Genomic DNA, 17,430 nt, shown 5'->3' with positions numbered 1-17,430 from the left:
CCCCCGTTCCACCGCGGCGAACGACCCGGAAACCACGACTGCATGCACCACTCCGACCACGCCCCGGCCCCCGTCTCCGCTGCGACCGCGCAGCCCCTCCCGACCCGACGCCGGCTGCGCGAGCAGCGCGAGGCCGAGCAGGTCACCGCCCGCCGCACGGCCCGCGGCACCGCCGCCGGCCCCTCCTCGAAGCGCCGCGTCTCCGCCCTCGCCGCGATGACCTTCGTGGTCGGCCTGGCCGTCACCTCGACGATGCCCGCCTTCGCGGTCGGCGACACCCCGGAGTCCGCCGTCGCGACCGACACCGCGAACGCCGTCGCCGCGGCCCGCCCGCAGAGCTTCGTCGCCGCCGGAGTCGTCCAGCAGAGCGTCACCCGCGACGCCTTCGCCGCCGAGGCCAAGCCCGAGGTGCTCGTGCCCACCGCCTCGCTCGACGAGATCACCGCCGGCGCGGGCGAGTCGACGGCCGCGGCCGCCGGGGTCTCCGGCGCCTGGGTGCTGCCGATCTCCGGCCGCATCAGCAGCAGCTACGGCCCCCGTCCGGACCAGCCCGTGTCCGGCGTGAACCTCTTCCACAAGGGCACCGACCTCGCCGGCGCCTGCGGGACCCCGGTCCTCGCGGCCGCGAGCGGCACCGTCGAGGAGGCCGCCTACTCCGGCAGCTACGGCAACTGGATCCTGCTCGACAACGGCGGCGGCATCGAGACCGGCTACGCGCACAACACCGACCTGCTCGTCGACGTCGGCGACACCGTCGTCGCGGGCGAGGTCATCGCGACCCGCGGCTCGACCGGCGCCTCCACGGGCTGCCACCTGCACTTCGAGACCCGCGTCGACGGCGAGGCGGTCGACGCCGTCCCGTTCATGGCCGCCCTGGGCGTGCCGCTGGGCTGACCCCCGCGAGTGGACCGGCTCGCCCGCAGGGCCGCAGCCGCGAGTGGACGCCCCACGGGCTCCACGATGCTCGCGCGCCCCCGTTCGCGTCCGTTCACGCAACGCCCTCGTCGCGAGTAGACGCTGAACGGGGTTCGCGATGCTCGCAGGGCCCGGTTCGCGTCTGGTCGGACGGGGCTCGGGACGCGGAACCGGGGCCGGCGGGCGCTAGCCGAGCGGGACCGTGCGCGGGCCGGTCGAGACGGCGCCGGACCAGTGGGCGTCGGCGGGGTCGGTCGTCACGGTGATGCGGGCGTCCTGGTCGACGGCGATCTGCATCGAGCCGGTGTTGCCGCCGCCGTTGCTCGTCGTGCGGGTGGTGCCCGGGTCGTAGACGCAGGACGAGCCGGTCGTCATCAGGCCCTCGACCTCGACGGTCACCTCGGCGTCGGCGGTGTCGCAGACGACGGAGACCGTCACGTGCAGCGGCTCGCCGGCGAGGCGCACGGTCTGCGGCTCGACCGCGCCGGTCTCGTCGATCCACTCGACGGCGGCGGTCGCGCCCTCCGGCAGTCGCACCGGGCCGATCGGCCGGTCGCCGGGGCTCGCGGACGCGGTCGAGGCGGCGGCGGGCGCCTCCGAGACGGTCGGCGTCGCCTCCGCCCCGCTCTCCGCCGGGGCGGTGCAGGCGGCCAGCGCCAGCCCGCTCAGCGCCAGAACGGCGCCGGTGGTCATCGTTCTTCTGAAGCTCTTCACGGCTCCCCCTGCTCGTGTCGGTCCCTCCGGTCTACCCGAGGCGGCCGCCGAGCGGGACTGTCTCTGCGGCGGTTGCCAGGCACCGAGCGCCGGAGGCAGCACGGAGCCGGCGCCCAGATTCCCGAGCAGCACTAGGTATATCGTGGGGCTATGGATATCAGCAGCACCCGCTTCACCGATCGCGTCGTCCTCATCACCGGAGGCGGCTCCGGCCTCGGTCGCGCCACCGCCGTCCGCCTCGCCGCGGAGGGCGCGAAGCTCGCCCTCGTCGACGTCTCCGAGCAGGGACTCGCCGCGACCGTCGGGGCGCTCCCCGAGGGCACCGAGTCGCTCACCGTGATCGCGGACGTGTCGAAGGCGTCCGACGTCGACGACTACGTCGCGCAGACCCTGGCGCGCTTCGGCCGGATCGACGGCTTCTTCAACAACGCCGGCATCGAGGGCCGCCAGAACCGCACCGAGGACTTCACCGCCGACGAGTTCGACAAGGTCGTCGCGATCAACCTGCGCGGCGTGTTCCTCGGCCTCGAGAAGGTGCTGAAGGTGATGCGCGAGCAGGGCTCGGGCATGGTCGTCAACACCGCGAGCGTCGGCGGCATCACCGGCATCGGCAACCAGTCCGGCTACGCGGCCGCGAAGCACGGCGTCGTCGGCCTCACCCGCAACTCCGGCATCGAGTACGGGCAGTACGGCATCCGGATCAACGCGATCGCCCCGGGAGCCATCTGGACGCCGATGGTCGAGAACTCGATGAAGCAGCTCGACGCCGAGAACCCGCGGAAGGCCGCGGAGGAGTTCATCCAGGTGAACCCGACCAAGCGCTACGGCGAGGCCGCCGAGATCGCCTCGGTCGTCGCCTTCCTGCTCTCGGACGACGCCTCCTACATCAACGCGATCGTGCTGCCGATCGACGGCGGGCAGTCGATCAAGTACTGAGGCCCCCCTGGAAGCCGCCGCGGCGCGAGAGAATGGTCGGATGAACCCCACCGGGCGCTTCCGCGCCGCGCGCGACACCCTGCTCCAGCACCGCACCGACGCGGCGGCCGCCGCGGACGCCTTCCGCTGGCCGGACGTCGGCCCGCAGTTCAACTGGGCCGTCGACTGGTTCGACGAGATCGCCATCGGCAACGAGAAGACCGCCCTCTGGATCGTCGAGGAGGACGGCTCGGAGACGAAGGTCTCGTTCGACGAGATGCGCTGGCGCTCCGACGAGGTCGCCGCCTGGCTGCACTCCGTCGGCGTCGAGCAGGGCGACCACGTGATGCTCATGCTCGGCAACCGGGTCGAGCTGTGGGAGTCGATGCTCGCGATCATGAAGCTCGGCGCGGTCATCCTGCCCACCACGACCCTCCTCTCCCCCGCCGACCTGGCCGACCGCCTCGAGCGCGGCGAGGTCGCGCACGTGATCGCCGATGCGACCGAGACCGCGAAGTTCGAGGGCCTCACTGAGGACGTCGGTCTGATCGCGGTGGGCGGCCCCGGCGGTGCCGTGCCCGACGGCTGGCTCGACTACGCCGACTCGATCGAGGCCCCCGGCATCGCCCCGGCCGTCGTCGTCGACAGCACCGACGCCTGCCTCGTCTACTTCACCTCGGGGACCACCTCGAAGCCGAAGATGGTCGTGCACACGCACGAGTCGTACCCGGTCGGCCACCTCAGCACGATGTACTGGCTCGGCGTGCGGCCGGGCGACGTGCACTCGGCGATCAGCTCGCCCGGCTGGGGCAAGCACGCGTGGAGCTGCTTCTTCGCGCCGTGGAACGCCGAGGCGACGGTGTTCGTCTACAACTACGGCCGCTTCTCGCCGGTCGCGCTGCGCGAGCAGCTGGACCGCGCCGGCGTCACCACCTTCTGCGCGCCGCCGACGGTCTGGCGGATGCTGATCCAGTCCGACCTCGGCGCCCGGCCGCGCGCGCTCGGCGAGATCCTCTCGGCGGGCGAGCCGCTGAACCCCGAGGTGATCGCGACCGTCGAGCGCGACTGGGGTCTCACCATCCGCGACGGCTACGGCCAGACCGAGACCACGGCGATCATCGCCAACCCGCCCGGCGCCGAGGTCGTCTCCGGAGCGATGGGCCGGCCGCTGCCGGGCGTCGCGATCGCGCTGATCGACCCGGTCACCGGCGAGCCCGCCTCCACCGGGGAGATCTGCCTCGATCTCTCCACCGAGCCGGTCAACCTGATGTCCGGCTACCTCGGTGACGACGAGCGCACCTCGCGCGCCCGGGCCGACGGCTACTTCCACACCGGCGACGTCGCCGTCCGCGCCGTCGACGGCACCATCACCTTCATCGGCCGCACCGACGACATCTTCAAGTCCTCCGACTTCAAGATCTCGCCCTTCGAGGTGGAGAGCGTGCTGCTGCAGCACCCCGCCGTCGCCGAGTCGGCGGTCGTCCCGGCGCCCGACCCGACGCGGCACAGCGTGGTCAAGGCTTACGTCACCCTGGCGGAGGGCTGGGAGCCGACCGCCGAGACCGCCGCGGCCGTCTTCCGCCACACCGACGCGCTGCTCTCGTCGTTCGAGCGGGTGCGCCGGATCGAGTTCCACGAGCTGCCCAAGACCATCTCGGGCAAGATCCGCCGCGTCGAGCTGCGCGAGCGCGAGGAGCAGGCCTTCGCCCGCGGCGAGGAGCTCGCGGCGGAGTGGCGGAGCGACCGGGTCTAGCGCCGGCACTCCGCCAGCGGCCTACTCCGCGGTCGGGCGGCGGCGCTGCTGCTTGGTGGCGGAGCGCTGCTGCTTGCTCGCGAGGTGGCGGCGGCCGGAGCCGCGGGTGGGGCGGGTCGGCCGGCGTTGAGCGGCGGGCGGGGCGAGGGCCGCGGCGACGAGGTCACGGAGGGTCGTGAGGGCGACCTCGCGGTTGCGCAGCTGCGAGCGCTCCTGCGACACCGTCACGGTGATCGCTCCGGTGACCAGGCGCGAGGCGAGGCGCTCGAGCAGGCGCGCTCGCTGGTCCTCGGTCAGTGTCGGGGACTCCGCGACGCTCCAGGTGAGCTGCACGCGGCTGTCGGAGGTGTTGACGTGCTGCCCGCCCGGGCCGGAGGAGCGCGAGAACCGCCACTGCAGCTCGGAGGCGGGGATCGTCAGGCGCGCGGACACCTCGAGATCCGCACCCACCTCCGCAGCCATGCGGCAAGCCTGGCACGCCGGGCGCGGTCAGGCCGAGGGCGGGCGTCCACCCGCGCCGCCGCCTGCTCCGCCGCCGGCCGGGACGCTGCCGCCCGTCGGCTCGGTCGTCGTGTCGACGCGGACCGTGAGGGCGAAGCGGTAGCCGGAGGTCGCGTCGCCGGTCGCGGTCGCCAGCTGCAGCGCTCCGCCGTCGTCGCCGAAGACGTTGTCGTCGTCGAGGCTGACCCTGGCGAGGTTCTCGCTCGAGCCCTCGTAGCCGCTGAGCGCGTAGACCGCGGTGCAGGCGTCCTCGGGGACGGCCAGCTGCGAGGTCGCGACGGCGTTGCCGGAGTCGCTGATCGCGTCGACGTCGGGGTAGACCTCGAAGTGGATGTGCGGCCAGCGCCCGGAGTAGCAGGCGGGGACGATCGAGGTGTAGGCGACCTCGCCGTTCGCGTCGGCGATCTGCACACCGCGGAGGTAGGTCTCCTCGGTGATGCCGTCGGAGTACATCGAGTAGCCGCCCGCCGCGTCGCAGTGCCAGACGTAGACGGCGGCGTTCTCGAACGGGACGTCGCCGTTCGCGGTGTCCAGGATCGTCAGGGTGAGCGCCAGCGGCACACCCGCCGCCGTGGCGCCGCCGTCGATGCTCGAGCGGAGGTCGCTGCGGACGATGCCGGAGTCGCTCAGCACATCGGGGCCGTTCGAACCGTCGCCCGGGTAGGGGCCGGCGGTCTCGTCGGGGATCTCCCCGGTGGTCGCGGCGGCGCTGCTGCTCGCGGTGCCCGTCGCGGTTCCGGAGGCACTGCCCGCGGCGGCCGAGCAGGCGGCGAGCGCCGTCGTGGCGGCGCCGGCCCCGATCAGGCCGAGCACGCGGCGGCGATCGAACATCCGGCGTCCCAGCAGAGTCCGGACGTCGAAGGGAAGCCCCTGGTCGACGACCTCGTCGTCGGGGCGGTCGAGGGTGCGGCCCTCGTAGCGGAGGCCGTCGGCGGTGCGGTCGGGCTCGGGGATGCGGGTCATCGGGGGATCCTTGTCACTCGGGGGCTCGGGGAACCCCAGGGTGACCGGCGCGGCAGGCCGTCCCCTATGACTCGCCTATGAGCCTCCGATGTCCCGGCGCGACCGGCGCCACAGGGCCTTGAGCCGGTCGACCTGCCGGTCCGTCCACTCGTTGGACAGCGCGAAGGCCGCCGCGGCGGGATCGCCTCCGCTGCTGATCCGCTGGATCGCCTCGAGCGCCTGCTGGGCGGGGTCGCGGTCGTCGGGCACGTGGGGATCGAGCGCGTCGGGATCGTGACGCGGCTCGGTCACGATCCGCTCTCCGGATACGGCGTGCTCGCGGCCGGCCAGGCCGACGCCGTCAGCTCGCCCCGAAGGCGGTGGTACTGCTGGACGGCGCTCAGCGAGTCCGTGCGGAACGCGATCGCGACGGCGGCGTCGCGCCAGTAGTCGTCCCAGCCGCCGTACTGCGCGAAGACGCGGGAGCCGATGGTCTCCAGCAGCTGCCAGGCGCGGTCGGCCGCGAGGTAGCCGGCGACGTAGGCGTAGCGGATCGCTCCGATCGTGCGCTCGGCGTCGCCGGCGAGCAGCAGCACCGGCGGGCGGCCGCCGATCGGCTGCGCGCGCTCGAGGAGCTGGAACTCGCTCGCGCCGGTGAGGGCGGCGATCCGGGAGCGCATCCGCTCGGCGTCCTCCGAGGCGGAGACCTCGGCGAAGCGCGTCGACAGCGGGCCGCCGGCGAGGACGTCGGCGACGAAGAGCTCGACGTCCTCGGCCGAGGCGATGCGGAAGTCGCGGTCGAGGGCGCCGCGCTGCTCGGTGAGCGCGGGCATCGGCAGCTCCGGCCAGGGCGAGCCCTTGGCACCGTCGGCGAAGCGGGCGCGGAGCGCGGCGGGCAGCTCGGCCCAGGTGGGCTGGAAGGCGAGCGAGGAGTTCCAGCCGCCGAAGGAGAAGTCGCTGACGGCGTCGAGGGCGAGCAGCTGCTGCTGGCGCAGGGTCGGCGCGGGCGTCCGCGCCTCGGCGCGGTAGGCGAGCTGCTGCCGGCGGGGCGCGCCGGCGTCGCGGATCTGGAAGGCGATGGACGCCAGGGCGAGCCCGAAGACGAGGCCGATGCCGAAGGTGAAGAGCGGCAGACCGGTGCTGCCGTCGGCGGTCGCCAGGCCGAGGACGAAGCCGACGATCCCGAGCGGAGCGGCGCACGCCGTCACCAGCAGCGCGCGGCGGCCGATCCCGCCGCCGGGAGCGCGCCGATGCGCGTCCGCGACGCGGGCGTAGCGCAGCCGGGAGCGCACGGGGAACTCCACGTCTCCGGGGTGATTCTGCAGCGGCACGATCGGCAGCCTAGACGGGCCGCAGGGATGCCGCGCGTGTGGTTGCCTGGAGTCATGAAGCTTGCCGAAGCACTCCTCGAGCGGGCCGATCTGCAGAAGCGGATCGAGGCCCTCCAGTCGCGGATCGTCGCGAACGCCTCCTACCAGGAGGGGGAGGAGCCGACGGAGGACCCGTCGGAGCTGCTGGCGGAGTGCCTGCGCGCGCTGGATGCGCTGGAGCGCCTCGTCACCGCGGTGAACCTGACCAACACGGCGGCGACCACGCCCGACGGCGTGCGGCTGACCGCGGCGCTCGCCCGGCGCGAGTCGCTGCGCGCACAGCACAGCATCGTCGTCCGAGCGGCCGATGCGGCGGCCGGCGACCGCGGCTACCGCCAGCTGCGCAGCGAGCTCCGGCGGCTGCCGGCGCTGCCGGTGCGTGAGCTGCGCGCGCGGGCCGACGTGCTCGCCCGCGAGCTGCGCGACCTCGACGCGGCGATCCAGCGCACGAACTGGGAGGTCGATCTGCTGCAGGAGTGAGCAGGAGCGCCCAGCGGGGCGCAGTCGGGCGGTGAGTCGGTAGGCGCACCGGAGCGAGCACACACCGTCGGGCCGGCGGTCAATCCGGTCCACTGTCACGCGGTGGGCAGCGTACGGCTCCGGCCATCACTCACAGCCCAGCACCGACGACCGGTGACCGCGCAGACAGGACATCTCATCACCACGTGCTGGCCGGTGCGCCGAGGGCGGGTTCGGGGACCTCACCGCCCGAGTGTGCGCAGTTGCGCCGCGAAGAAGGCCAGCGAGCGGTCGACCTCGGGCAGCGCGGGCGTGCGGTTGAGGTGGCCGTGCGGCATGCCCTGCGCGAGGTAGCCGGTCGCGGCGACGCCCGCCTCCGCGAGCTGGCGCAGCAGCAGCTCGGCCGAGCCGCGGAGCTCGTCGAACTCGTTGACGAGGACCGAGGTCGGCGGCAGGCCGTGCAGCGGCGCCGCGCCGGGGAGCGCGTGCGGGGGCAGATCGGAGAGGCGCCCGACGTAGGTGCGGACCATGCCCTCGATGCCGGCGGTCGGGAAGCGCAGCAGCGGCGGGAGCGGCAGCAGCTCGCGGATCACGGCGTCGTCGAGCGCCGGGTTGGGGAAGTGCGCGAACGGGTAGGCGAGCAGCACGTGGTCGGGGAGGCGGGTGCCGGCGTCGCGCTCGCGGAGGGTCGCGGCGAGGGCCAGGGCGGCGCCGGCGCTCGCTCCGCCGATCGCGACGGGCAGCGCCTCGAGGGTCTCGGCGCGGAGGTGGCGCCAGGCCGCCTGCACGTCGTCGAGCGGCACGGGGAAGCGGACGTCGGCGCTCGCGAGGCGGTAGCCGACCGAGACGACGCGGCTGCCTGCACGGGCGGCGAGCTCGGCCGAGACGACGTGCGACTCGCGCATGTCCAGGTCGCCGGCCTGGAAGCCGCCGCCGTGCACCCAAAGGAGCGCGGAGACGGGAGCGGCGGGCGCGTAGACACGGACGGGGATCGGGCCGTGCGGGCCGTCGATCGCGGCGTCGGTGACCGTGACGCCCTCGGGGAGCGACCAGGGGCCGGGGTCCCCCTCGAACTCGGCGACCTTCGCCGCCTGCGCCGCGTCGAGCGGGTAGGCGACGCCGTCGAGCAGCGGCAGGCGGGCGGCGAGGTAGGGATCGAGCGGCAACGGTGCCTCCTGGAGGGGGTGCGGGGTACGGAGAACACGGTAGTCAGCACGGCGGCCCGCGGACTGCCGGGTGGATCTCGATACGCCCTCTGCGAGGGCTACTCGATCAGCATGAATCACCCCGGCTCGGTGAGCATGCCGCGAACATGCTGGTCGAGTAGCGCGCAGCGCGTATCGAGACCCGCGCGTCAGAACGGGGGCGGTGCGTCCTCGAAGCGGGGGCCCGGCGGCGCCCCGGCCAGCGCGGGCGGACGGACGACGACGAGGCGGCCGGTCGGCGTGGTCCAGACGATGCTGCCGTCCGGGCGGGGGACGTAGGTCCAGCGGTCGCCGTGGCGGACGTGGTGGTGGCCGGTGCAGAGGGAGACGAGGTTGTCGAGGGACGTCTCGCCGCCGTTCCGCCACTCGAGGGTGTGGTCCGCCTCCGCTCGCGATGCGGTGCGGGTGCAGCCGGGGAAGCGGCAGGTCTGGTCGCGCAGCTGGAGGTGCAGGCGCATCTGCGGCGGCGGGACTCGGCAGGTGCGGCCGACGGAGACGACCGCGCGGGTGTCCGGATCGGTGAGGACGCGGGTGAACGACGCGCCGGTCGCGACCTGCGCGCGGGCGAGGTCGGCCGGGATGAGTCCGTAGCCGTCGAGGTCCGCGGGTGCGTCGTCGAGACCGGCGGCGGTCGATGCGGCGAGAGTGAGCCGCACCTCGGCTCGGACGCCGGGGACGTACGTCGCGGACATCTCCGGACCGTCGCTCGCGGGTGTGGTTCCGGCGATGTCGCCGTCGAGGAGCAGGTCCCTCATCGCGTCAGCCTTCAGCTGCGCCAGGGTGCGCTCGTCGCCGCCCTCCCGGAGGGAGCGGGCGATGCGGTCGAGGCGATCCCCAATCCCCCTCGCGTCCGGCGCGGGCAGCAGCGCGCAGAGCGTGGCCATCCCGTCGACGTCGGGCGTGATCCACACGGCGCGGTCCTGGCGGGCGCGGGCATGGCGCTGGGCGAGCGGCTCCTCGTGCAGCTCGTCGCGGAGGCGGGCGACGATCCTCCTCAGCTGCGTCGGCGTCACCTCCGGGGCGACCTCGGCCGCGCGCTCGTCGTAGACGGCGCGGGAGGCGGCGGGCAGGATCGCGGCGGTCGCGGAGATCACCTCGCCCGCCTCCCACAGCAGGCGGCCCGCGGCCAGCAGAGCGCGCGTGCACGGAAGATCCTCGACCAGCAGGACCGCGTGATCGAGCACCTTCGACGCCTCCCGCTCCGACAGGCGGAGCGCGACCGCGAACTCCGCACGGATCGAGCGCTCGACCAGGCCGCGCACCTCGCTCCGGGACAGGCTGCCGCCGCGGGCGAACTCCTGGGGAGCGGCGAGCGCCGTCCGATAGGCGAGATGCAGCGCCTCCGCACGCGTGAGCAGGAACCGCGCCGATGTCAGGCCGAGATCGGCGGCGACGCCGAGCACCGCGCCGACGGCGGCGGCCGGCCCGGGCCGTCCCTCCGCCGCGTCCGCGTCGCTGACCTCATCCATACGCGTATTCAAGCAGGGACCACCGACACCCGCGGGGCCGCTCGGGCCCACCCGACGACGACTCCTCGGAACCCGTCCTGTGGAGGAGCGACGGCGACTCCCAGCGGGTTCAGCGCGTCGAGACAGCCCGCCGCTCGAGGAGCAAGACCCCGTCGAGGAGGACGGTGTCCTCGCCGTCCGGGCCGGTCGCGGTCCGCTCGCGCGTCTCGACGAGCCGCGGCGTCCACTCCGCCGGATCGAGGGCGAGGGCGGCGAGCTCCTCCTCGGGCGAGGCGAGGACGGGCCCGCCCTCGTGCCGGTGCGAGTGCGCGGACCAGGGCGGCGCGGCGGCGTGCGAGACCACCGCGAGGACGCCGCCGGGCGCCACGAGGCCGGCGGCGCGGCGCAGGATCGGGATCCGCGGCAGCTCCACCATCGAGTGCAGGAAGCTCGAGGCGACCAGGTCGAAGACACCCTCGATCGGCCAGTCGGCGCCGAGATCGGCCTGGCGGACGTCGATGACGAGGCCCCGGGCGAGCGCCTCGGCGCGGGCCCGCTCGAGAGCGGTCTCGGAGAGGTCGAGGCCCGTGACGGCCCAGCCCTGCGCCGCCAGCCAGAGGACGTCGCCGCCCTCGCCGCAGCCCAGGTCGAGCGCGCGGCCGGGGGCGAGTCCGCCGACGATCTCGACGAGGGTCGCGTTCGGCCGGCCCGACCAGACGCGGTCGGAGTCGGAGTAGCGCGCCTCCCAGTGCTCCCGGGCACTGCCGCGCTCAATGCCGTGCTCGTGCTCGCTCATGTCGTTCCCCTTCGCGAGCGCGATCCGTCCGTCCGGCTCCGCTCGAGGATGCCGGACGACGCACTCCGGAGCGAGCCCTCGTGCCGCTTCGGCACGAGCTCCTCCCCAGGAGCCGCGGCCGGGCTCTCTCCACCGATCTCCGCGACCCCTTCCGCGACACCGCGGACGCCGATTAGCGTCGGCGGCATGAGCCTGAGCTTCGAAGAGATCATCGTCGACTGCACCGACTTCCGCACCCTCGGGCACTGGTGGCAGGAGGCCCTCGGCTGGGACGTCGTGGACGAGGACGACGAGGGGATCGAGCTGCTGCCCGCCTCCGGTCGCGGGCCGAGCCTGCTCTTCCTCGACGTCCCGGAGAAGAAGACCGTGAAGAACCGCCTGCATCTCGACTTCGTCCCCGACGATCAGGCGGCGGAGGTCGACCGGCTGATCGCGCTGGGCGCCACTCGGATCGACGTGGGCCAGGGCGAGCAGTCGTGGGTGGTGCTCGCGGATCCGGAGGGGAACGAGTTCTGCATCCTCTGCGCGCGCGACTGACGGAGGACGTAGATGCGTATGTATCGATAACGACCCGAGAAAGTCAAGGGTAGAACGATCGTTCTCTGCGCCCTAGCATCGGCTTCGACGTGATCCCGACCGGGGCGCGCAGACCCGAGGAGAGACCCGTGAGCGCGAACGCCCTGCCCTCGACGTCGCCGTCCGCGACAGCGCCGTCCGCGACAGCGCCGTCCGCGAAGGCGCCGAAGGCGCAGTCCCCCGGGCTGAACCGCACGGCCGGGCTCTACGCCTACGCCTACCGGCTGACGCTCTCGGAGTCGATGGCCACTGCCGCCCTGCATCAGGCCGCCGTCACCCTCCGCTCGGGATCGCCTCGGATCGTCGACGAGCAGTCCGCCCTCGAGATCGCGCGGACCGAGATCGGCCGCCGGAGCGTCGGCCGCCGGGCGGCTCTCCTTCCGGCGAGCACGACGATCGGACTCCGCGAGGAGGACCTGGTGCGCAGCGGCTTCCACCGGCGCCTGCACGGCCTGCCCGCGCTCGAGCGCCAGTGCTGGCTCCTGCGTCACACCGGCGGGCACGACGTCGAGGCGATCGCCGGCCTCCTCGAGATCACGACCGCGCAGGTGCGATCGGCCCTCAGCGCCGCCGCGGCGATCCTCGTCGCGGGAGAGCTCGCCGAGTCCGGCGCTGAGGACCCGGAGAGCGCGGTGTCCTGACCCGGTCATCGCACCCGGCCCGCCGCGAGAGGGCCGGGCACGGAGGGAGCAGGAGAGAGGGAGCCCGAGGGACGCCGGGTCGAGCCGGCGGCGCCCCTCAGGCGTCGGGGACCGCGCAGGCGACACTCGCAGGGGAGCGCGTCCGGGCGGAGGTTCGGGTCAGTCGAGGTAGTCGATGTCGTCCCACGGCTCCTGCAGGTCGCCGGTGTCGCGGTCGTCGTCGGGGACCTGGACCTCCTCGAAGATCACCGGCACGCCGGACGAGATCAGCACGCTGACCTGGCGGTTGCCGACCACGACGAAGTCGATGAGTCCGCCGCCGGCCTGGGTCGCGCGGGTCGCCGAGTCCTTGAGATCGGCGACGTCCGTGCCCTGGGAGAGGCCGTAGGTCTTGCCCTCGATGGTGACGGTGGTTCGGATCATCTGGCGCGCCTGCTCCTCGACTCGGTGCCCTCACCCTACGAATCGCGCCGAAGTGCAGCCAGGCCTTGCGGAGGAGGCGGCGGACTGCCACGCGCGCCGGCACCGCCGCACGACGCGGTGACGGCGCACGCGCTCGCCGCCCGCGTCAACGGGGGTCACGTCGGGCTCGGCGGACCGTAGCGTGGCCGGTGCACGATCCGAAGAACCGCACTGATCACACGACGAGCACTGAGGAGGATCCGATGACGGACAAGAGCACTCCCGACACCGAGCCGGTCGACCCGGACGAGGTCGACCCCGAGACGGCGACCGACCCCGAGGGCGACCCGGTCGAGAACCCGTCCGGCTGAGCCGCACCTGCGCGGATGCCGCGCGGAACGAGAAAGGCTGAGAGCGCCGATCCCCCCGATCTCGAGGGGTCCGGCGCTCTCAGCCTTTCTCGTGCACGGGAGCCGCGATGCTGTCACCGAGGCTCCCGCGGGCGGGGCGGGGGCGGCTCGGAGCCGCCCCCGTCAGCGGCGGGGCCGCGTCGCGGTGATCAGCCGCGGTGGCGTCGTCGTGCTCGTCGCTGCTGGAGCAGCAGCAGTGCACCGCCACCCAGGGCGAGGAATGCGAGCGACAGACCCGCTCCGGTCTCGACCCCCGTGGAGGCCAGTCCGCTCGTCGGGGGCGTCCCGGACTTCGTCGGGATCACGGCCGTCGTCGACGCCCGCGGCGTGGGCTGCACCGTCGGCGACGGAGTGGGGGTCGGCGTCACGGCCGGCGGCGTCGTCGGCGAGGCCGTCGGCGGCGTGGTCGGCGGTGTCGTGGGAGGCGTCGTGGGAGGCGTCGTCGGCGGCGTCGTCGGCGGTGTGGTCGGCGGCGTCGTGGGAGGCGTCGTCGGCGGGGTCGTCGGCGGTGTGGTCGGCGGCGTCGTGGGAGGCGTCGTCGGCGGGGTCGTGGGCGGAGTCGTCGGCGGCGTCGTAGGAGGCGTCGTCGGCGGTGTGGTCGGCGGCGTCGTGGGCGGCGTGGTCGGCGGCGTCGTCGGCGGGGTCGTCGGCGGCGGCGTCGTCGGCGGAGTCGTCGGCGGCGTCGTAGGAGGCGTCGTCGGGGGTGGGGTCGGGGGCGTCGTGGGCGGCGGGGTCGGCGGCGGCGTCGTCGGCGGAGTCGTCGGCGGCGTCGTCGGAGGCGTGGTCGGAGGCGTGGTCGGCGGCGTCGTGGGCGGCGTGGTCGGCGGCGTCGTGGGAGGCGTCGTGGGCGGCGTGGTCGGCGGCGTCGTGGGCGGCGTGGTCGGCGGCGTCGTGGGCGGCGTGGTCGGCGTGGTCGGCGGCGTCGTGGGCGGGGTCGTCGGAGGCGTCGTCGGCGGAGTCGTCGGAGGCGTCGTCGGCGGAGTCGTCGGAGGCGTCGTCGGCGGAGTCGTCGGCGGAGTCGTCGGAGGCGTCGTCGGCGGAGTCGTCGGCGGAGTCGTCGGCGGAGTCGTCGGCGGCGTCGTCGGCGGAGTCGTCGGCGGCGTCGTCGGCGGCGTCGTCGGAGGCGTCGTCGGCGGCGTCGTCGGCGGCGTCGTCGGCGGCGCCGTCGTCGGCGCGGTGGTGGGCGGCGCCGTGGTCGGCGGGGCACAGGTGGACGAGACGAAGGTGTCGTCGTCGAGGGTCACGGCGCCGTTGCGGGCGAGGGCGCGGCCGTCGACGGTGACCGCGTTGGTCACGGTGATCGAGGTGAGCGCGAGGATCGAGCCCGCGAAGTCGGAGCCGGTGCCGAGGGTCGCCGAGCTGCCCACCTGCCAGAAGATGTTGCAGGCCTGAGCGCCGTTGATCAGCTCGATCCTGCTCCCGGAGCCCGTGATGAGGGTCGAGGCGGCCTTGAAGACGAAGACGGCCCCGTTCGCGCCCTCGGCGTCGAGGGTCACGGTGCCCGTGACTCCGATCGGGCCGGAAGCGGTGTAGACACCGGGGGTGAAGGTGCGGCCGACCAGGTCGCCGGCGACCGACTCCGTGGTCGCCTGCGAGGAGAGCTGGTCGTAGGCCTTGACCAGGTCGGACTGGGCGCCGATCGCGTCCGCGTCCGCGGCATGCGTCTCGCCGAGGACCTCGCCCGGCGGGAAGCCGGTGATCGCGGTGCCGGGGCTCACGCCCAGGTCGAGCGGCAGGAGCGTGTCGCCGGTGTTGGTGACGGTCGAGCCGCCGAGGACGGAGAAGTTCCCCGCCCTTCCGAGGGTGGGGGCCGTGGCCGCCTGGGCGGCGTTGGCGGAGAGGAGCCCGGCGGACAGGAGCAGGATCCCGGTCGACGCCGCGATCCCCACCTTCCATCGGGCCCGGTCTCGTCGGACGTGGGAAGGAGTTCCGTGCGGCATCGTTGCGCAGCGTTCCGCCCACGACAGCGTGGGCTCGTGACACCCGAGGTGAGTGGAGTCGAACCGTAGCCCCCGTCCTGAGCAGGAGTACAGGGCGCGATCGCCGACTCGGCGCGGATCTCCCGGGGATCCGGGCGCAGATCGACGGCTTGTCACCCTAAGGGGGGCGTTCGGGTCGCTGCACCGCTGTCCCCGGCAGCGGGACGGCAGCGGGACGCCGGCGGGCCGCGAGGACGCAGCCGCGGACGCTTGCTCCGCCCCCGGGCGAGTGGGAGCGTGAGCCGCAGCCGCCGACGCGAAGGAGCGCACCGTGGGAACCCTCGACATCGATCTGTTCAGCACGCTCGACGGAATCGCCCAGGCACCGGGCGGTCCGGAGGAGGATCCGAGCGGCGGCTTCGCCTTCGGCGGCTGGCAGGCGCCGCTGGTCGACGAGGTGGTCGGCGAGCAGGTCCTGAGCGGGATGGACGGCATGGACGCCCTGCTGCTCGGCCGCCGCACCTACGACCTCTTCGCGGGCTACTGGCCGCAGCAGCAGGGGCCGATCGCGGAGCTGCTGAACCGGATCCCGAAGTACGTCGCCTCCCGCGGGACGCCGCCGCTCCCCTGGGCCGGCTCGATGCAGCTCGGCGCCGACCTGCCGGCCGCCGTCCGCGAGGTGCGCGAGCGCCACTCCTCCGTGCACGTGATCGGCAGCCTCGACCTGGTGCAGACGCTGCTCGCCGAGCAGCTCTTCGACCGCCTGACGCTGTGGCTGCACCCGATCCTGCTCGGCGCGGGCAAGCCGGTGTTCGGCGGCGGGGCGGTGCCGACGAGCCTGCGCCTCGACAGGCCGGCCGCCACCTCGCCGCGCGGAGTCGTGCGGCTGCAGTACACGCGGGTCGACGGGACGCCGGCCGTCGGGACGATGGGGCCCTGACCCGCTGCCGACCGGCCGGTCGCGCGACGCTCCGGCATACTGACGGCGTGCAGGACGAGGACGACGAGCGCCAGGACCTCGAGCGCGCGCTCTACGCCCGCCCCACCGGGGACGACCGCGACGAGGCGCTGCGGGTCGAGGCGCTGCGAGTCGAGGCGCTGCGCATCGAGGCAGAGCGGATCGAGGCCCAGCGCATCGAGGCAGAGCGCATCGAGGCCCAGGGAGTCGCCCAGCGCGCGGAGGCGCGGCCCGCCCCGCGAGCCGCCGGCGCCGTGCGGACGTCCGGCGGGTCCACGCTCGCCGCGCCCCCGGCCCGGTCGCGCCTCGCCCTCCTCGGCGCCGGGCTGCTCGTCGCCGGTCTCGTCGTCGGCGCGGCCACCGCCTCCGCCCTCGGTGCGGCGGCACCCGGGCAGGTCGCCGCCACTGGATCGACCACGCCCACGCCGCGCGGGATCGACCGGTTCGCCGCGATCGTCGAGGGCTGGGCGCTCACCACCGACATCCCCCCGGGCCTCTCACTGATCTCCGGCGGCGCCGAGGTCTACAGCCCGACCTTCGAGACCGCCCAGGACGACCGGCTGCTGCTCACTGCGCCCGACGACACTCGGATCTGCCTCGCCCTCCAGCGTCCGGACGGCTCGCTCTCCGCCGGCTGCACAGGTCTGGACGCCTTCTTCGCCGGCGACGCACTCGACGTCGTCGGCACGGCGACCGGCGACGGGACCCCGGTCTTCACGCGCGTCACCCTCCGCCCCGACGGCTCCGTCGAGGGCGGCTTCCAGCTCGTCGCGACGCCGGTGCCCGAGGCGTGAGCAGCGCCGCGTCCGCGCCGACGACCTCCCTCATCACCGACCAGACGTATTATTGTTGGTGAACACCACGTTTTCTGAGTGAGGAGCGCATCGTGCGGACTCAGCGTCCACTCGCCGTCGTGACGCCCACCGTCGACGGCGATGTCCTCGCTGTCCTGGCCCGCGCCGACGACTGGTTCACCGTCGGCGATCTGCGCACCCGCATCGGCGGCCGCTCGCTCGAAGGAATCCGGCGCACGCTCACCCGCCTCGTCGAGGAGGGCATCGTGACGAGCCGGAGCGCCGGCCGGGCGACGATCTACCGCCTCAACCGCTCCCATCTGGCCGCCGGCGCGATCATGGAGCTCGCGCGCCTCGATGAGACGCTGCACGAGCGCCTCGTCTCGACTCTCGAGGGCTGGGCGGACCAGCCGGGCTACGCGGCGATGTTCGGCTCCGCCGCTCGCGGCGAGATGCGGGCGGGAAGCGATCTCGACCTCTTTCTCCAGCAGCCCGAGGCGCCGACGGACGCCTGGCACGAGCAGGTGTCCGCCCTTGTGCGCGACGCGAAGGCGTGGACAGGGAACGACCCCCGCGTCCTCGAGATGTCGGAGGGAGAACTGCGCGACGCGGCCGCGGACGAGCCGGTGCTCCGGTCCATCGTCGACGAGGGCATCCCCCTGATCGGCTCTCCCCTCGCCTTCCGCCGGCTCGTGGGCGCGCGATGACGGCC

At 74.0% G+C, this 17,430-nt stretch carries 19 protein-coding genes; 9 read left to right on the top strand and 10 right to left on the bottom strand.

Annotated elements, in window-relative coordinates:
- Positions 1-42 precede the first annotated feature (42 nt).
- Positions 43-894, top strand: a complete 852-nt coding sequence (locus GTU73_RS02350) for a M23 family metallopeptidase (protein ID WP_160086632.1) — start codon at positions 43-45, stop codon at positions 892-894.
- Between the two features lie 207 nt (positions 895-1,101).
- On the opposite strand, the gene GTU73_RS02345 is transcribed toward GTU73_RS02350, so the two are convergent.
- Entirely contained in the window at positions 1,102-1,608 is a 507-nt protein-coding gene (locus tag GTU73_RS02345; RefSeq protein WP_160086630.1) for a hypothetical protein, read from the bottom strand.
- Between the two features lie 171 nt (positions 1,609-1,779).
- On the opposite strand from GTU73_RS02345, the gene GTU73_RS02340 reads away from it, so the two are divergent.
- On the top strand, positions 1,780-2,565 hold the full coding sequence (locus tag GTU73_RS02340) for a glucose 1-dehydrogenase (RefSeq protein WP_160086628.1): 786 nt from the start codon (positions 1,780-1,782) through the stop codon (positions 2,563-2,565).
- Between the two features lie 40 nt (positions 2,566-2,605).
- Positions 2,606-4,297 (top strand): AMP-binding protein, encoded by a 1,692-nt coding sequence (locus tag GTU73_RS02335; RefSeq protein WP_160086626.1) that lies wholly within the window; start codon positions 2,606-2,608, stop codon positions 4,295-4,297.
- A 21-nt stretch (positions 4,298-4,318) separates the two neighbouring features.
- Here the strand turns inward: GTU73_RS02335 and arfB are convergent, their stop codons facing one another.
- The 4 genes from arfB to GTU73_RS02315 form a co-directional block, all read right to left on the bottom strand.
- On the bottom strand, positions 4,319-4,759 hold the full coding sequence (arfB, locus tag GTU73_RS02330; RefSeq protein WP_160086624.1) for an alternative ribosome rescue aminoacyl-tRNA hydrolase ArfB: 441 nt from the start codon (positions 4,757-4,759) through the stop codon (positions 4,319-4,321).
- A 27-nt stretch (positions 4,760-4,786) separates the two neighbouring features.
- On the bottom strand, positions 4,787-5,761 hold the full coding sequence (locus GTU73_RS02325) for an intradiol ring-cleavage dioxygenase (RefSeq protein ID WP_160086622.1): 975 nt from the start codon (positions 5,759-5,761) through the stop codon (positions 4,787-4,789).
- 75 nt (positions 5,762-5,836) lie between these two features.
- Positions 5,837-6,052 carry a hypothetical protein gene (locus tag GTU73_RS02320; protein WP_160086620.1) on the bottom strand — a complete coding sequence of 72 codons (216 nt, stop codon included), beginning with the start codon at positions 6,050-6,052 and terminating at the stop codon, positions 5,837-5,839.
- On the bottom strand, positions 6,049-7,071 hold the full coding sequence (locus tag GTU73_RS02315; RefSeq protein WP_160086618.1) for a DUF1266 domain-containing protein: 1,023 nt from the start codon (positions 7,069-7,071) through the stop codon (positions 6,049-6,051). Before GTU73_RS02315 ends, GTU73_RS02320 begins: the two co-directional genes overlap by 4 nt.
- Positions 7,072-7,125: 54 nt before the next feature.
- On the opposite strand from GTU73_RS02315, the gene GTU73_RS02310 reads away from it, so the two are divergent.
- Positions 7,126-7,590, top strand: a complete 465-nt coding sequence (locus tag GTU73_RS02310) for a DIP1984 family protein (protein ID WP_160086616.1) — start codon at positions 7,126-7,128, stop codon at positions 7,588-7,590.
- Positions 7,591-7,811: 221 nt separating this feature from the next.
- Here the strand turns inward: GTU73_RS02310 and GTU73_RS02305 are convergent, their stop codons facing one another.
- The 3 genes from GTU73_RS02305 to GTU73_RS02295 all read right to left on the bottom strand — a co-directional run bounded on the left by GTU73_RS02305 (position 7,812) and on the right by GTU73_RS02295 (position 11,018).
- A complete protein-coding gene (locus GTU73_RS02305; RefSeq protein ID WP_160086614.1) occupies positions 7,812-8,735 on the bottom strand; it encodes an alpha/beta hydrolase in 924 nt (307 codons plus the stop codon).
- A gap of 188 nt (positions 8,736-8,923) precedes the next feature.
- Complete coding sequence (locus tag GTU73_RS02300) at positions 8,924-10,243, bottom strand: HNH endonuclease signature motif containing protein (protein ID WP_160086612.1); 1,320 nt, start codon at positions 10,241-10,243, stop codon at positions 8,924-8,926.
- A 109-nt stretch (positions 10,244-10,352) separates the two neighbouring features.
- On the bottom strand, positions 10,353-11,018 hold the full coding sequence (locus GTU73_RS02295; protein ID WP_160086610.1) for a class I SAM-dependent methyltransferase: 666 nt from the start codon (positions 11,016-11,018) through the stop codon (positions 10,353-10,355).
- A 186-nt stretch (positions 11,019-11,204) separates the two neighbouring features.
- On the opposite strand from GTU73_RS02295, the gene GTU73_RS02290 reads away from it, so the two are divergent.
- Together GTU73_RS02290 and GTU73_RS02285 are read left to right on the top strand one after the other, a co-directional pair.
- Positions 11,205-11,555 carry a VOC family protein gene (locus GTU73_RS02290; protein WP_160086608.1) on the top strand — a complete coding sequence of 117 codons (351 nt, stop codon included), beginning with the start codon at positions 11,205-11,207 and terminating at the stop codon, positions 11,553-11,555.
- A 128-nt stretch (positions 11,556-11,683) separates the two neighbouring features.
- A complete protein-coding gene (locus GTU73_RS02285) occupies positions 11,684-12,235 on the top strand; it encodes a hypothetical protein (RefSeq protein ID WP_160086606.1) in 552 nt (183 codons plus the stop codon).
- Between the two features lie 159 nt (positions 12,236-12,394).
- On the opposite strand, the gene GTU73_RS02280 is transcribed toward GTU73_RS02285, so the two are convergent.
- Positions 12,395-12,658, bottom strand: coding sequence for a hypothetical protein (locus tag GTU73_RS02280; RefSeq protein ID WP_160086604.1), 264 nt, complete (start codon positions 12,656-12,658; stop codon positions 12,395-12,397).
- Positions 12,659-13,196: 538 nt separating this feature from the next.
- Complete coding sequence (locus GTU73_RS02275; RefSeq protein ID WP_160086602.1) at positions 13,197-14,987, bottom strand: ice-binding family protein; 1,791 nt, start codon at positions 14,985-14,987, stop codon at positions 13,197-13,199.
- Positions 14,988-15,297: 310 nt separating this feature from the next.
- Between GTU73_RS02275 and GTU73_RS02270 the strand changes: the two genes are divergently transcribed.
- The 3 genes from GTU73_RS02270 (at position 15,298) to GTU73_RS02260 (ending at position 17,425) form a co-directional block, all read left to right on the top strand.
- The gene (locus GTU73_RS02270) at positions 15,298-15,906 is read left to right on the top strand and encodes a dihydrofolate reductase family protein (RefSeq protein WP_160086600.1); all 609 of its coding nucleotides are present in this window, start codon (positions 15,298-15,300) and stop codon (positions 15,904-15,906) included.
- A 47-nt stretch (positions 15,907-15,953) separates the two neighbouring features.
- A complete protein-coding gene (locus tag GTU73_RS02265) occupies positions 15,954-16,718 on the top strand; it encodes a hypothetical protein (protein ID WP_160086598.1) in 765 nt (254 codons plus the stop codon).
- Between the two features lie 119 nt (positions 16,719-16,837).
- On the top strand, positions 16,838-17,425 hold the full coding sequence (locus GTU73_RS02260; protein ID WP_208543726.1) for a nucleotidyltransferase domain-containing protein: 588 nt from the start codon (positions 16,838-16,840) through the stop codon (positions 17,423-17,425).
- Positions 17,426-17,430: the final 5 nt, after the last annotated feature.

The organism is Rathayibacter sp. VKM Ac-2804, from assembly GCF_009866655.1.
Lineage (GTDB): Bacteria > Actinomycetota > Actinomycetes > Actinomycetales > Microbacteriaceae > Rathayibacter.
This window is presented reverse-complemented; position numbering and strand designations above follow the sequence as displayed.